Raw genomic sequence first — 15,424 nt, 5'->3', positions numbered from 1 at the left:
GCGCAGCTGGTGCTCGGGTGGACAAGGGCACCTTCCCCCAAGCGGTCGGCATCGGCCGCCAGCTCCCGGGCCGTAGGGAAGAAGGGATGTTATCGGCCCGGGGGTAGGGCGTATTGGTGGCCAGGACGCCGGCCAGGAGTCGGCGATGCCGGTCGGCTGGTTCACGTGGCCGCGGCAGCCCAGATATAGCCGCGCCCGTTCGCGACGTCGTGAGCACGGCCCGGGGCGGCAGCCCATCGGATCCTGGCCTGCCGCTCCGGCATCACACCTGCCCCCGGCCGGTTACCGCGCGAGCTTCACTGTGATCGGGGAGTTGGGGCAGCGGGAGGCGTTCTCGGAGAGGGCGGATCCTTCGCTGGGGTCGATGGTGAGCTGCCAGCGGGTCTTGATAGCCACCCACTGGTTCACGTAGTCGTAGCGGTTGCCTTCGGATGGCGGCATCCAGGTGGCGGGGTCCTGGTCGGCCTTGCTGCGGTTGGACTTTGCCGTGACGGCGATCAGCGCCCGCTCATCGCCCAGATCGTTGGCATAAGCCTGGCGCTCGGCCGCGCTCCAGTGTTGGGCTCCGGAGTCCCAGGACTCCGCGAGTGGAACCCGGTGGTCGATGTCGAGACCGGAGGGGCCTTCGACGTACTGGTCGTCGTACTCGGAGAACCAGCGGCCGCCGCTCAGCTTGCACTTGGCGCCCTGCTTTGGGGTGGTGAGCGCTTCGGCCTTGAGGACCTCGGCGCGCGTGGTGCAGCCGTCCTTGTCGGCATCCACCCAGTGCTTGAATGAGGTCCGCTGGTAGCCGGTGCGGTCCTCCTCCCTCACGGGCAGTGCTTTGAGCGCGGCCATGAGCGGTTTCGTGACGGTTTCACCGGCCCGTGGTGCCGCCTCGGGGCTGCCAGCGGGTGTGGCGTGCGCGGTGGCGGCCGGGACGGCCATTGCGACGGCGGCGGTGAGCAGGACGGCGGTGCGGGTGATGGCGGGCACGGGACTCCTCGAAGATTCACGAACTGGTCGTGGCCTTCGTAGCGAGTCGGCGCTTGTCGCCGGGCCGTAGAAGGTGTTCGTGTCACCCGCACGACGGTAAGTCTGATCGTTACGGGGGTTTCTCCGCGCAACGACCCCGTTGTAGGCGGGCCGTTACTGGCGGCTACTGTGCTGGTCATGCACAATTCACGGGGATCACTGATAGCTGCCGTCGCCATTTCCTGCCTCATGCTCACGAGTTGCAGCAGCGCCGACAACGGGAAGAACGACGGTACGGCTGAGCCGTCGGTGATCGGCTCGCCGGTGGGCAAGTCGATCGAGTCGCCGAAGGCGATGCCGCAGAGGCTGAGCGACACCGTTCCGGAGCCGGATCCGGATGCCCCGTTCATCGAGCACGTCAAGCACGAACTGCGCACGCGCACGGTGACGATGGCCGGGGCTCCGGGCAAGACCAGCGCCCGCTGCGACAAGGATTCCGTCCGGCCGGTGACAGGCGCCCGCGTCACCTGCACCGTCACCTATGAAGGTATCGAGGTGACCTGGCCGGTGAAGTTCGCGGGCAAGCCGGGGTTCGGCGGCATGGGCGATGGATACGAAGCCCAGCCCAGCACCGGTCTGCTCACCCGGGAGGGCGCCCTCACATACTTCTGGGGCAACAACAGCGATACTGGGACGGACCTGCGTTGCGACACGCTGCCCCGGGTCACGAAGGTCCCACTCGGCCGGAAGTCCAAGTTCCAGTGCTCCTATTTCGCCGCCAAAGCGTCCACGGACGGCAGTGACATGTGGATCACTCAGAGCTTCTACAGCACCACAGCCGGCGTCCGCGCCCGGGGATAACGATCACAGGCGTCGTCTTCTGAGGACCTGCAGCCACGCCGGGGGGGGGCAAAGCGACAGGGGCGCACCGGTCGGGGTGCCCCTATCTGTTTGGTCAAGCCGGGTGAGGATGGTTGGCATGACAGATCGGGATCGGTTGGGGCGGACGGCGGCGCACTATGCCGTGGTTGATGGGAATGCGGCTCGGTTGAGGGCGCTGCTGGCTGGCGGGGCCGACCCTGAGGCGGTTGACGCTTGTGGCTGGACGCCGCTGCACTTCGCCGCGCAGGCCCAGGATCCTGCGGCCGCCGAGGTCCTTCTGGCCGCAGGGGCGTCGGTCGACGCAGTGGATCGCCAGGGGAACACGCCGTTGTGGAAGGCTGTGTTCAATTCCCGGGGCGAGGGAGCAACGATTCGAGTACTGGTGGAAGCTGGCGCCGATCCGGATCTGGTGAACGTGCATGGAGTGAGTCCGCGGTCGCTGGCGGACCGGATCGCCAGCTATGACGTGGCTGTCCACCTGCCGGGCGGTGAAAGCATCGCTTCCTAAGCCCTTCCTGCTGTCCGGGCGGGTTGGGGTTCGTATTCCGTGGCTGAGCATGGCGAAGAGGACGTCGGCCGGGCACCAGACGGCTGGGGTCGTGCGCATCGCGAAGCTCATGGGGCACTCCCGCACCAGTCCGGGGAGCACAGGGAGAGACAGCCTCGCGCCTCCGCGGCCCATGACGAGAGCGGAGACGGAGGCGGCCTTGCTACCGAAGGTCGCAGAGAGGAACGCCGCGACCTTCAATGATCACCAGGGCTGTGATCTGAGCGCGAGGCTGGCGTCATTGAGGTGGATGTCCCAGCCGCGGTGAACTCGCACTGCCTCAGCCCCGGGGATGCCAGCCTGGGGATCAGTGAGCGCGGCCACGACGTCCTGCTCCCTGGGAAAGTCGCTGACCCACTCAAGTTCCCACCGCGGCCCATAGCCCCACAGGCGCCGGTCAGGCGAGCTGCGCTGTGGCATGGGGCGGTCCAACGGGTGGGTGTCCCAGGCACGCAGCGCCCACCCGCCCTGGGGGTCACGCAGGTTGAGTCGCACCAGCAGCCCTGCCAGCAGCACCTCGGCGGCCTTGGCCAGTGGCGGAATCTCGGCGAGCGACGCCCCTTCGCTCTCGCTCAGCGGCACATCGGTGCCCTGCAGACGGCGGGCGCGGTGCGCATCCTCTCCGAGGGGGAGACGAGTGGTTGCTTCCTCGGTGACGGACATCTGCGCACCCGTCGGAAGATGGTGCAGCAGGAAGGTATCGCCGACCTGGGCTTCAACGCGCAGCCCCGGAACCCGGCACATCGCGCTTTCGCCCTCGCGGGAGCGCGGAACGAGGTAGCGGACGGCGTTGAAGGCCGCGCCCACCACAACGGCGAGATGTGCGGGCTGGGCGGAGAGGGCGGGGCTGTAACTGGTCAGGCCTCGCACAGCCCAACTGCCGGGCACGGGGTGCTGCAAGGTCCCGGCGTTGAACATCGCCAGGGCGAGCAAGACCCGCAGCCGGCGCTGTTCGGCTGTGCATTCATCCAGCCCCAGGCCGGGGCGGCCCGCGGCCCCCTGCGCCGCAGCGTCGAGGTGTTCCCCGGTGTAGCTGGCCCGTACCGAGTGCTGCGCGGCAAGAGCGGCGGCGTACGACTGGCCGGTCTGCTGGGCGCGGGCGCGGACATCCTTCTTGCGGGCGTGGTTGCTGTGCATCGCGGTGTCCTTACTGGCGGCTTGGGCCCGTGAACCTTCCGCCTCACACTGCGAGAACAGACGAAGCACCGCGCTGAGCGGCTACCGAACAGGACCAACCGGATGCTGCGGAGCCGCTTTCGCCAGTTATCCCGATCACGGGTCAGGAGACGGACGGGGCTGTCCCGACAGCCCATGCCGTTCAGTTCAGCACCGGTGACCACGGCATACCGCCTCGACACGCCGATGTGCTCGTCGAACACCCCTACTTGGACTTATCCGCGGAGAACGGCGGTCCGCGCACTGCTGGCCGTTCCTTGAGGACTTCCGTACGCGTCGTTCATTCCCCAAGACAAAAAGTGTCCAGTAGCTGAGTGAGTTGCTCGTTGATGCCGAGCGACTGATCGTTCTGATCCTGCCGCGGACGGATTCGCACCACCCGTCGCCGGCACCCCCTCACACCACGGGCCGACTCAGCACATGATGTGCCGTCCGTAGCGCACCAGGGGTTCGGCGAGCGGGCGTCGGCAGACTTCGCAGACCGGCTCGCCGCCGGTCGGCTGCGGGAGCGGCTTCACGGCCGGAAGCGGTTCGGGTGTCCACGGACGGGTGGGCTGGCGGGCACCGCCGGTGGAGTTCCTCAGCTGCTGGACCTGCTCGTGTCGGCGACGGGCCTCGCCGGCCTCGGCCGTCAGTGCGGCCAAGCGCTCGTTGAGCGCGGGCGGGAACGTCACGCCATGCGCGTCCAGGCCCAGTTCCGCGAGGGGAAAGCGTTCGGCGAAGACCGCGTCGCGGGGACACGGGGGATGGTGCGGGGCGAACAGGCGCAGGTCTTGTTCCCACCACACCCGGCCTCGTTCGTGGGGACGTCCGAAACGGGCTTCGGCCGATCCTTCCCGGTGGTAAAGCGTCCAGGCGGGTGTCTTCTCCGCGAACAGCACGTGCGGGATCCGCGTGTCCGGCCGCATAAACCACACATCCCGCACCCTTGCGGCGGCGTAGTCACGGTGGCGGGCCTGCCACAACTCATCCGTGATCAGCTCACGCTGGGCCTCCAGGGCAAGGCGCGATCCGTCCAAGAGCACGACGTGGACGTCGGCCCGGCGGTTGCGCTCCTCCGTCCACTGCTCCATCCGCACGTGCGCGACATTGTGCCGAGAGCGGGCCCACCGGGCCAGCCGGTGTTTGGCGTTGATGTGCCAGACCGTCTCGCCGCTGTGCCCGCCGGGCGGCGCCATCCCCGACGGGTGCGCGGGGTGGGGCCGCACCAGGCCGCCTATGCGCCCGCGGGGCACTAACGGCACCCTGGTTCCCGCCGGGTCATCGATGCCCTGCCAGCAGTAGAAACAGACCACCTGCTCCCCGCGCCCGTACCCCAGGGCCCGCCACTGCTCCAGCGGGCGATCCCCGATGTGGACCTCGATTTGTGCTTTCAGGTCGAACCCGACGACGAGCAGATCGTCCTGCACGTGCCCCCCTCTCGATCACCAACGTGTGAACAGAGCATCGCAACGTGGACTGACATTGCCCAGGGAGGCCTTGATCATCCAAGGACGCAGTTCATTCGCGAGCCTCGCCGGTCGGCGATGGGTGCAGGGCCGAAGTGCACATCGCGTTGCGTCCCCGGTGTCGGACATGGTGACGGTATGTCACCCGACGATCTCTTCCACAACGATGAGTCTGTGCTGATCGATGAGCACGGTCGTGGGCGGCGGAGACGGTGGCGTGTACCTCCACTCCGCAGGCGGTGCAATGGCTGGCTCGGCCCAGGCGAAGCGGCCGGGGGCTTGCGATCAGTGACATCCCAAGGTGAGTCTTGTTTGACTTTAGCCGACGGATAATGCTAGGGGGGGAACCGTGTTGCCAGGTTGGAAGATCTCGGTCATTGCGGTCGCGACCACAGGGGTCGTGTCGACGCCTTTGATCTGGTTGCTGGACAGCCCTGATACAGGGCAGTTGGTCGGCGCGTCACTACAAGCCGCCACAGGCATCGCTGCCTTGGTCTGGGCGTTGCTTCAAGGATCGGCCTCTCGAACGGGCCCTCCTGGCCCCGAGGACGTGGCCATCGACACGGGGAGGGCTGACGGTTCGGAAGGAGGCACAGCGCAGGCGGGGGTGAGGCGCCCGGGCGGCGCAGGAGGAGGGTCCGCAAGGGCAGAGCGGACAGGGGACGCCACGGCTCGAGGGACCGGAAGCCGTGCCAACACCGGCATCGACTACTCGTAACGCGTCAGCCGTCGTCTACCCCGGACTGCGAAAGGAACCGTTCCACAGTGCCAAGTCGGAAACGCCCCAGTGACAAGCTCGCTCCTCCAACGGGACACGAGAACACGCGGGTGCCACTGACGGTCTCGGATACGGGAGATGCCGAGGCGCTCGGAGGGGGAACTGCACTGACGGGCTTTCGCGGACCGGCCCCCGGGGCTGCAGCTGGAGGGCCTGTACACATTTCAGGCACGGGCGATGCTGTCGCATCCGGTGGGGGGACCGCTGTCTCCGGGTATGTCCATACTCTCGTCCACCAGGCTGCTCCGCGCGAACGTGCGTCCTGGCCGCACCAAGTGGGGGTGATTCCGCCCCGGGCGCAGTCCTTCCAGCGCCGGGTTGACGTTGAGCAGTTACTGCCCGCGGACGGCGCAGCAGCGCGGTGTTTAGTGCTGACCGGAATGGGCGGCGTGGGCAAGACCCAGTTCGCCGCAGACTACGCTCACACCGCCTGGGAGACCGATTCGGTCGACGTAGTCGTATGGATCACGGCGAGCAGTAGATCCGCGATCGTGAACGGGTACGCACAGGCCAGCGTTGAACTCCTGGGGAGCGATCCGCAGGACCCGGACCAAGCTGCAAGGTCCTTCCTTGCCTGGCTCCACCCCAAGCCGAACCAATCAGCGTGCCGATGGCTGGTTGTGCTGGATGACCTTGTCAACCCAGCCGGCCTCCGAGGTTTATGGCCCCCTGTCAACGCATCAGGCCGTACCCTCGTGACCACCCGGCACCGAGGCTCGTCCCTGACTGGCACAGGCCGGCAGCCAGTCGCCATCGACGTCTACACCTCCCTATTGGCTACCACCTACCTCTCGGCTGTCCTGACTGCTCACCAACGAGATGAGCCGGCCGACGAGCTCTCTCGCCTCGCGGCCGACCTCGGGCACCTTCCACTTGCTCTGTCGCAGGCTGTCGCGTACATCATCGACGCAGATACTGACTGTGCTGCCTACCGGCGGCTCCTGGCGGACCGAGCGCGTACTCTCACGGATGTACTGCCTGAGCGGGACGAGCTCCCTGACGACCAAGCCGTCACAGTTGCTGCCGCATGGTCGATGTCCATTGAACGAGCCGATCGCATGCGTCCCGCGGGGCTCGCCCGTCGTATGCTGCAGCTCGCGGCACTCCTTGCACCGAACGGCATGCCGGTGTGGGTTCTCTCTGGCCCTGCCTGTCGTATGGAGTTGGCCGCCGCTCGTGCGGAATCACCCCGCCGAGACACGCAGGCGCTGGATGATGTGTCCCTGGAAGATGCTGTGAGCACGCTTCAGGCGTTGCACCGGCTCAGTCTGGTCGATCTGTCCATGGAGGGGCCACGCAAGCGGGTGCGAGTGCACCAACTCGTCCAGCGTGCCGCCCGTGAGGCCGCATCAGCCAAGGACCGACCACGACTGGTTCGTGCGATTGCGGACGACCTGCTGACGGCCTGGCCCGAACACGAGCGGGACTTCGAATTCACCCAGCTCCTCAGGGCAAACACAGAATCGCTGCTCTCTCAGACAGACGAAGAAACTCTGTTCCGGCCTTATGTTCACGCTGTGCTCCACCAACTGGGTACGAGCCTGGGAGAGTCCGGGCAGTACGCCCGTGCCGCAACGCACTTCAGGTGGCTGGCCGACAAGAGCACTGAGTACCTTGGCCCCGACCATGACGACACCATCGCAGCTCACTTCCACCACGCCCGATGGCTCGGCGAGGACAGAGCGACAGCCGAATGCATACGCGTGAGCGAGTCGCTGCTGGATCAGTTGCTGCGCGTACACGGCCCCGAACATCACTACACGCTCGCCCTGCGGAATAATATCGCGCGCTGGCGCGGCGAATCGGGAGATCCGCAAGGCGCTGTCGCGGAGTTCAAAGAGCTCATCCCAATCCTTGAGCGGGCTTTGGGCGCCGATGCCCCACCAACGTTGCTGGCCCGCTCCAACTTGGCCGACTGGCGCGGCTACGCGGGTGATGTGGAACGTGCAGTGGCGGAACTAACGCTTCTGATTCCAAGCCTCGAGCGCGAACTATCTGCGGACGACCCCACGCTGCTAGGCGCCCGTCATGCCCTCATCCACTGGAGGTCTGAAGCCGGGGACACGGCTGATGAGCCCGCCGCCCTTCTCGAGCTGTTCACGGCACAGGTCGAGATGTGTGGACGGAAGCATCCCACCACCCTCGCCACCGGCATGAGTCTTGCCATCGCCTATGGCGAGGCCGGAGACGCAGACACCGCCGTGGCAGTGCTGCAGGACCTACTCCCTCAGTACGTGGAAGCGCTGGGTTGGGATGACCCTGAGACTCTCAAACTGCGTGGCCACCTGGCCTACTGGCAGGGCAGCGCCGGCTACCCGCAAGTGGCGGCCGTAAACTACGGAAGGCTGCTCCCGGCGGTCGAACGAGTCCTCGGAGCCGACCATTCCGAGACACTCGCCTTGCGGAGCCTACTGGCGTATTGGCTGTGGCGATCTGGAGATCCGCTTGGTGCGGCGGAACACTACTCCGCGCTGCTGGAGTCCACCCAGAGCGCGATGGGCACCTACAGCTCCGAAGCCCTCGATGTCTGTCACTCCCTCGCGGCATGCCTTAGGGAAACAGACGATGCCCCTCGAACTGCCATGGCTTGTGAAGAGCTTGAACGCCTCCTGCCCCATTTCGAAGCCCAGCTGGGCCCGGACCATCACCACATCATCAACAGCAGGCTCACTCTCGCCCAATGGCGGACCCAATCCGGCGACTGGGAGTCGGCGGCGGGCCACTACGGCTCACTCCTGAGCCCCCTGCTGCAGGTGCTGGGCCCCGACCACGAGAACACTCTGGCGGTTCGGCACAACCATGCCGCATGCCTGGAGAAGGCCGGAAACCTCACCGCAGCAGCAGACGCCTTCCAGAAGTTGCTACGGGTTAAGGAGCAACTCCTCGACCCGGCTGATCCAGAAATGCTGGTCACCCAGACGGACCTCGCCAACTGCCTGGAGCATCTGGGAGATGCATCCCGGGCCGAGCACGCCTATGCAGCACTTCTCCTAACTCAGAAGCGTTTGCTCGGCCGCTTGCACGAGCGCACCCTCACAACCCGGTACCGTCTCGACTACTGGCGGCGAGTGAACAACCCACTGAGACGCGGCCCCGACGGAGGAGGACCAATTCGTGTTTTCGGCGCCCAGCGTCAGCCTGCGGAGGCTGCCGACGGTCGCTGAGACCGTCGGCGCGGCTCGTCCAGCCGGGGGTGCTGTGCGCGGGATGCTCGGACGGCCCCGGACCTGTCCGGGGCGCGGGGCGTCTGCCGTCATTGCGCGGGCCGCGGCGGTGAGCAGGATGGCGGTGCGGGGGATGGCGGGCACAAGTCTCCCTCGAAGATCACGACATGTTCGTGATCTTCATAGCGAGTCGGTGTGGGGCGACGTGCCGTCAAGGGCGTTCGTGTCACCCGCGCGAGCGGTAAGTCAGACCGGCGGGAAGGCGCTTGCCTCGCGGCCCCCAGTTGCAGGAAGCCCCCCACGATCTCGCTGCCGCAGTTACTTCCTGCGAGGCTGCTGTTCACGATGAACGCCGTTGCCTACCGCGGCGGTTCGTGGCGGGGCTGTTTCCTCTTCTGGGTGAGAGAGTGCGTGCCGCAGCGCGACGGCTGGCTTGGCCGTGCACGCTACGAAGACCCTCCCCTCCCGTGTGAACGGATCCCTGTGTGTCCTTGTCCCTCCCGCCTGGTCATCAGCTCTTCCACCTGCCTCAAGGGGGCTGAGCATTATGCGCGCGACACGCGGCGTCTTCGGGGCGGGCCGCACTGGGCGCTTTTGTTCGCCACCCTGCTTGCCCTGTCCCTGGTCAGCGCTCCTGCCTCGGCAGCCCAGGCGATGGCGCCCGCCACGTGCATGGGCGGACATAAGGATTCACGGGCACGCTCCTCCGTCGACAGCGGCGAGGTCGCGTGGGAGGACGAGAGCCGGTTCGACGACGCGCGCCGCCACGCCCATCGGGTGTGGTTTCACAGAGGCCTCGATCGGGTGAGGTTTCCTGCGGATGACGCCTCCCGGATCGCCGATCTGGAATGGTCAGATGTCGCCACGACACGGCCCCCGTGGAGGGGCGTTCTGGGGCGCTGGAAGGGCCTGCACGGCACTGACACCCTGAAACTCAACAAGGCCTACCTCGGAGCGGGAAAGCCGTATGGAGACACCTCGTCCCGGCGCGTGATCGCCGCGCACGAGCTCGGTCACGCCCTGGGGTTCTGTCACAAAAACCCCGCAACTTACCGGTCGTTGATGGCTCCGAACACCTTCGACATGCCCTCCAACGGTGCCCCGACCTCGCGCGACCGCAAGAACTACCACGCACTGTGGGGCTGAAAGGCAGACCAATGATCGCTACTCGCCGGGGACTGCCGCTCGCTGCGGCCGGACTGACGGTGCTGGCGAGTGTCTTTTGGGGCGCATACCGCCTCACTGACACCGCGGAAACCACCAGCGCGGGTGAGGCGGTGACGCTCTACGACGCGCGGGACGCCCGGCAGGTCGCCGGGACCGCGGATGACGTGTTCGCCGGTACGGTCGTGGACCGTGCCGGGCGGCGGGACATCGCGGGCGTCTTCTCTGACCTGTATGAGGTGCGCGTCGACCGGAGTTTCAAGGGCGGCCTGCGCGGCACGATCACCGTCAGCTACGAGCAGGGCGCAAGACCGCTGTCCGCAGGGGAGTCATACGTCTTCGCGACGGGACGCGTACCGGACCAGCGCACCCACGCCATTCTGCTGGAAACCAGCCCGGCCCCGTTCACCAGCCTCACCGCTCCGATCGGATCCCGTGCCGCAGGTGCCGTCACTGCGGGCCAGACGGTGGCCGAGTACTGGACCTGGGCCGTCGAGCATGAGGTCGACCTCTCCTCCGGCCGATAGCACAGCGTGTCAGGGCGCGGGGGAGGGGTGTCGCTGGTGTGGTTGGGGAGTTGGTGGATGAGCTGTTCGGTTTCGATCTCCGTCGGCAGGCCTAGTAAGCGGCTGACGTGGTCCTGGCGCGAGGTCGCGGCGGTCAGTCCGTTGCGGTTGCCTGCGGCGGCTTCGATCTGGAACCAGTCGCGGTAGAGGAGTTCGGTGCTGTCGTCAACCTCGAGCAACGCCTCGAGGCTCTGCACGGAGTCAGTGGGGAACTTACTTCCCCCCTCGAGCTGGATCACAGACTCGATGCCACCCCAAAAGTCATAGGCGGCCTCGGTTCGGCCCTGAATGACTTCTCCGGTGGACTCGATCCGCAACGTCATGCTCCTGCCCTCCGCGAGTCCCCACACCCGGAGTGATCAATCAACGTCTGCCTGCCTCGGCCGGTCGCTTCAGGATCTCGTCCAACCCCGGGAACGTCGGCATCAGCCCCTTCGCGTGACAGTGCCGCATCATCCGGCTCAGTGTGCGTCGTAGCGCGAGCCTGAGCGACCGCGCGCGGGCGGGGCCGCCGTGCTGCGGGACTTGGTCGAGCGGATCGCGGCTGCCGGACGCCGCGAGCGCCGTATCATTGCGTTCGTGACTGATAGATCTGAGGCAGGTGTGCACTTGAGCTGTGTAAGGTTGCCCGTCAAAAGAATTGTGGTCAGGCGGGGTTGAGTGCTGTGAGGGTGTTCTGTCGTTGCAGGGTACTTACTCATAGTGTGCGGGTGTGATTTGCTTTGATGGGGGAGCGGTGAGGCAGGGGCGTCGTATGTGAGTGGGGGCGGGAAGAGGTGCCTGTTGTCTTAAGTAGGACGCAGCGGATCCTGGTCGGCGTGGTCGTCGCCGGTGCGGTCGTCATCGCCGGCATCGGTTTCGCGGGGTCGTACGCGGCCGTGCGCGAACTGGCCGAGAAGAAGGGCTTCGGCAGCTTCTCGGTGGTCTTCCCGATCGGCATCGACGCGGGCATCTGCGTCCTGCTGGCGCTCGACCTCCTGTTGACGTGGATCCGCATTCCCTTCCCGCTCCTTCGCCAGACGGCCTGGCTCCTCACGGCGGCCACGATCGCCTTCAACGGCGCCGCGGCCTGGCCGGACCCGCTGGGCGTGGGCATGCACGCCGTCATCCCGGTCCTGTTCGTGGTCGCCGTGGAGGCGGCGCGGCACGCGGTGGGCCGGATCGCCGACATCACGGCCGACAAGCACATGGAGGGCGTACGCCTCACCCGCTGGCTCCTGTCCCCCGTGCCCACCTTCAAGCTGTGGCGCCGGATGAAGCTGTGGGAGCTGCGCTCCTACGAGCAGGTCATCAAGCTGGAGCAGGACCGCCTCATCTACCAGGCCCGCCTCCAGGCCCGCTTCGGCCGCAACTGGCGCCGCAAGGCCCCGGTGGAGTCACTGATGCCGCTGCGCCTCGCACGGTTCGGCGTGCCCCTGGCGGAGACCGCCCCCGCGGGCCTCGCGGCAGCAGGCATCGACACCTCGGGACGGCAGCACGCGACGCAGGAGACGACTGCTGTCGAAGTGCAGCGGCTCTCTGTACAGCAGAGCCCGGCAGCGGGCCCGGATGCGGGGGAGGAGCGCATCCCGCTCGGCCCACCGCAGGAGCCTCATGTACTCCTCGTCGTAGACGAGCATGGGGGAGCACTCTCGGACCTGAGCGATGAAGACGGGAGCTACCCCGAGGCCTACTTCCGGGCGTACCTCGGGTTCGTGGCGCAGATTGGCGAGTATCCCACTGCCCACCAGTTTGCGTACTACCTGATGGACACGCACGGGATCACACAGCACAGCGGGGCCCCGTTCGCGGACGAGCAGCTGCGTCCTATGACCCTCGCGTTCGAGCAGCGCGACGCAGGCCGGTCCCTACCGCCGGCCGGCGCGGCGGAAGTTTTTGAAGACGATCACGATGATCGCGCGGATGAGTGGGCGCAGTTCTACCGTGATGCTGCCCGCCAGTACGCCGCCGAGGATGGGCAGCTCTCCGATGTGACGGCCTTCGCTTCCTTCCTCGCCGAGCGCTTTGGCCTCACCGCGGGGGACGATGCCCTCGACGTGGAGCCGTTGGCCGCACATCTCGGCGCCATCGCGGCTGAAGCCTCCGTCGGAACTGAGGAGCAGCCGGATCCTGCAGCGGCGTCGAACGCGGACACGTCTACGGCGGAGCAGGACGACCGCCAGGCGCCGGTCCCCGAACAGCAGGTGCGCTCGCGACGTGTCAACGCGCCGCTTCCCGATGACGATGACGAGACGGAACCGCCCGCGTCAGCTGGTCCGGCCACTGCGCAGCTCACCACCGTGGACCGCTACTACCTGGCCTGGCTCGACTACCACAACACCCACGGAATTGAACCCTCGGACAAGGAGCTGTCGGCCTTCCTGGCCGAAAGCGGCGTGACGGGGCGCAATGGAGCCCCGGTCGATCCCAGCACGCTGCGCCGCTATCTGCCGCAGTTCCGCATCTACGCCGTCTGGGACGCCGAAAGGCAGCACACCGAACAGCCGCGGATCGCGGACGTAGTGCAGCAACTCGCGCAACAAGGCGTGCGGAAGCGTCATATCAAGGATCCCGCGAAGGCAGCCTGGCGGGAGGACGAAGTCCGGGCGATGGTCCAACAGGCCGACTTTGAGCGGCGCTACCAGGCGGTCATCGCCAACAACGCCAGCGTCGCTTCCTGACAATCGCCGACTGCGCATCATCACGACGCGCACCTAGCTAGGCAAAGCAAGATCCCCCCGGCATCGGCCAGGGGGATCGGGTGTCGGAACCAGCGTGTTTATCGGCCAGCAAGGCTTCATCAAGGTCTGCACTGCAGGATCGCAGATGTCATCTGTCCTACGAAACGGGGAGGTCCTATGATGCGAGCCCGAGCGAAGTACGTGATCGGCTTGACCGCCGCCACGCTGGGCGCAACGGTCTTGGTTGCCGCACCGGCGTCCGCTTCCGACAGCCACACGTGGAAGCGTGATTGTTCCGACGACCGCACCTACGTGGCGTACGTCGACGATCACAAAGCGACAACCACGAGGAAGTCCGACGGTAATTGTGCGGGGCACGCCTACGTGCGCATCAAGGTAGAGGGAGGCTCGTGGGGGCCCTGGGGAAGCAACACTTCAACGGCGACAAAGCTCAGCCCCGTGTACAAGATTGTGGCGTCCCAGCACAAAGACTGCGACTGCAGTTCAGCTAACGTCCACACCCTCTATCCGTAGCAGCCGCTGACGGGTTCAACGCTATGAGCTCGTAACAGGATCATGATCCCGTTACGAGCTCATAGGGCGTCCGTCGATAGAAACCGAAGGAGCCCAGCCGGTGCCTCCTACTAAACGTGGTCGTTGTCAACGGGATCGCGGGTTTGCTAATCGGCTGCTAGCGAGCCGCCGTCATTGCTGACGAAGATGCGGATCCTAGATCTGTTTGGTGGGTCTGACCTGCTCGAGGAGGCGGCGCACGAGCTGTTCAGTCTCGATCTCCATGTGTATTTGCAGTGACCAGTTGACTTGGTCCAAGCGGGCATCCACTGAGTGACTGCGCAGCTGTCCGTTTTGCCCTCGCTGGGGCTGCGCAGCCGGTCGTGCGCCGAGTCTGATGGGATCAGGCGAGCGATGGCGGAGGTCCCCTGCCGAGGTCGTTGTCCCGCGACTGCGCAGCGATGAGCGATGAAGTGCTCGTCAAGGGCGATGAGGCGACCGATGTAGCTGGCGCGACGGTGGGGGAGCCTCCTTGTGGGAGGCCATCGGGCAAGTAAACGACGAAGGGCTGCTCATCGTTTACGTGTCACTCTCCCTTACAGAGGGGGTTGCAGACGGCAGGGCGTGCGCGGCGGCCTTCTTCGTGGCGATCAATGCTGTGGTGAGGTGGTCGGCTACGGCTGCTGCTTCGTTGGACATCTGCTCCAGGTCCTGGACTGCGATGTCGGCGCGCGCGGTGGAGGCGAGGAAATCGATCACCTCGCTGCTGTTCTTCTCGAGTTGTTCGACCTGGTGCAGTTCGTGGAGGCGGGCGTCGGCTTCGGCGGTCTGCGCCGCGTAGGCCTCAACCGCTTCGACCTGGCGCTTGAGGGCGTCGAAACCGGTGCTGAGCGCCCTCTGATGGGCTTTGAGGGGGCTAGCTGCCTGCGTGCTCCGCGCGCTGGGTGTCTCGTCGACCAGTCGGCTGTAGGTGGCCAGGGAGTGGGCGACCTCCCAGACGTGGGCGGGGAGTTGGAGCTGCGCGTGCTGCCGGTCGATCAGATCGCGGGCATGGACCTCGGAGTCGAGGATCTGACGCGCAGCGGTGCGCGCCCGCCGCAGGAGGACGCATGCATCCTCGGTGAGCTGAGAGGGCAGCACATACCGGTCGTGTGCCGCGCGGACTTCCCGCCAGATCCGGGTCCAGTCGTGGGCGATCATGCCCGCGATGACGATGTAGGCGCCAGCCACACCAGCAGCCAACGGCAGGATGTCTCCCAGGAAATCGGCAGCGCGACTGACCATGTAGTGCCAGGCACCGGTGTTGCTGGCGTATTCGGCCGATGCGGTCTGCTCCGCGCTCCTGTTCAGCAACCACCACAGGCCCGTTCCCGCGCCCAGCGGAACGCCGGCACGGATCAGAGAGGGCACCGCATCCCACACGGCAGACGGCGTCGGCAGCGCGGGATCGCCGTGGCTCTGCAGATCCGAAGGCGAGGCCTTGTACAAGAACTTCCGCACATGGGAGGGAAGACCGGGATCGACCACAGGCGATGTATCGCGGGACCTGAGCAACGCCTCAGCGTCCTGCAC

Annotated in this window: 10 protein-coding genes and 1 pseudogene; 7 read left to right on the top strand and 4 right to left on the bottom strand. The window is 66.4% G+C overall.

All coding sequences use genetic code 11. The features are described from left to right. Positions 1-282 precede the first annotated feature (282 nt). The gene (locus tag ACWGIH_RS09580) at positions 283-966 is read right to left on the bottom strand and encodes an HNH endonuclease family protein (protein WP_453446942.1); all 684 of its coding nucleotides are present in this window, start codon (positions 964-966) and stop codon (positions 283-285) included. Positions 967-1,152: 186 nt separating this feature from the next. On the opposite strand from ACWGIH_RS09580, the gene ACWGIH_RS09575 reads away from it, so the two are divergent. Both ACWGIH_RS09575 and ACWGIH_RS09570 read left to right on the top strand, forming a co-directional pair. Then, positions 1,153-1,815: a hypothetical protein gene (locus ACWGIH_RS09575; RefSeq protein ID WP_453691621.1), complete on the top strand. Its 663-nt coding sequence runs from the start codon at positions 1,153-1,155 to the stop codon at positions 1,813-1,815. Between the two features lie 118 nt (positions 1,816-1,933). After that, positions 1,934-2,344, top strand: coding sequence for an ankyrin repeat domain-containing protein (locus tag ACWGIH_RS09570; RefSeq protein WP_453448198.1), 411 nt, complete (start codon positions 1,934-1,936; stop codon positions 2,342-2,344). Positions 2,345-2,587: 243 nt separating this feature from the next. Here the strand turns inward: ACWGIH_RS09570 and ACWGIH_RS09565 are convergent, their stop codons facing one another. Together ACWGIH_RS09565 and ACWGIH_RS09560 are read right to left on the bottom strand one after the other, a co-directional pair. Further along, entirely contained in the window at positions 2,588-3,520 is a 933-nt protein-coding gene (locus ACWGIH_RS09565; RefSeq protein WP_453448197.1) for a hypothetical protein, read from the bottom strand. A 452-nt stretch (positions 3,521-3,972) separates the two neighbouring features. After that, on the bottom strand, positions 3,973-4,968 hold the full coding sequence (locus tag ACWGIH_RS09560) for a competence protein CoiA family protein (RefSeq protein WP_453448196.1): 996 nt from the start codon (positions 4,966-4,968) through the stop codon (positions 3,973-3,975). An 804-nt stretch (positions 4,969-5,772) separates the two neighbouring features. Here ACWGIH_RS09560 and ACWGIH_RS09555 point away from each other — a divergent pair. The 5 genes and pseudogenes from ACWGIH_RS09555 to ACWGIH_RS09535 form a co-directional block, all read left to right on the top strand. After that, a pseudogene (locus ACWGIH_RS09555) lies at positions 5,773-6,489 on the top strand (NB-ARC domain-containing protein); the annotation flags it as partial. A 69-nt stretch (positions 6,490-6,558) separates the two neighbouring features. Further along, on the top strand, positions 6,559-8,949 hold the full coding sequence (locus ACWGIH_RS09550; RefSeq protein WP_453448200.1) for a tetratricopeptide repeat protein: 2,391 nt from the start codon (positions 6,559-6,561) through the stop codon (positions 8,947-8,949). 594 nt (positions 8,950-9,543) lie between these two features. Further along, a complete protein-coding gene (locus tag ACWGIH_RS09545; RefSeq protein ID WP_453448195.1) occupies positions 9,544-10,095 on the top strand; it encodes a hypothetical protein in 552 nt (183 codons plus the stop codon). 11 nt (positions 10,096-10,106) lie between these two features. After that, positions 10,107-10,640, top strand: coding sequence for a hypothetical protein (locus ACWGIH_RS09540; protein WP_453448194.1), 534 nt, complete (start codon positions 10,107-10,109; stop codon positions 10,638-10,640). Positions 10,641-11,497: 857 nt separating this feature from the next. After that, entirely contained in the window at positions 11,498-13,339 is a 1,842-nt protein-coding gene (locus ACWGIH_RS09535) for a DUF2637 domain-containing protein (RefSeq protein WP_453448193.1), read from the top strand. Positions 13,340-14,431: 1,092 nt separating this feature from the next. Here the strand turns inward: ACWGIH_RS09535 and ACWGIH_RS09530 are convergent. Next, positions 14,432-15,379, bottom strand: coding sequence for a hypothetical protein (locus ACWGIH_RS09530; RefSeq protein WP_453448192.1), 948 nt, complete (start codon positions 15,377-15,379; stop codon positions 14,432-14,434). Positions 15,380-15,424: the final 45 nt, after the last annotated feature.

It is taken from the genome of Streptomyces sp. NPDC054872 (genome assembly GCF_053610705.1).
The sequence above is the reverse complement of the archived record's forward strand: the minus strand, read 5'-3'. Positions and strand labels throughout refer to the sequence as shown.

Bases quoted from the DNA above. Each gene is read 5' to 3' on its own strand.
- ACWGIH_RS09575 (WP_453691621.1), top strand. From the start codon at position 1,153: ATGCACAATTCACGGGGATCACTGATAGCTGCCGTCGCCATTTCCTGC.
- ACWGIH_RS09570 (WP_453448198.1), top strand. From the start codon at position 1,934: ATGACAGATCGGGATCGGTTGGGGCGGACGGCGGCGCACTATGCCGTG.
- ACWGIH_RS09565 (WP_453448197.1), bottom strand. From the start codon at position 3,520: ATGCACAGCAACCACGCCCGCAAGAAGGATGTCCGCGCCCGCGCCCAG.
- ACWGIH_RS09540 (WP_453448194.1), top strand. From the start codon at position 10,107: ATGATCGCTACTCGCCGGGGACTGCCGCTCGCTGCGGCCGGACTGACG.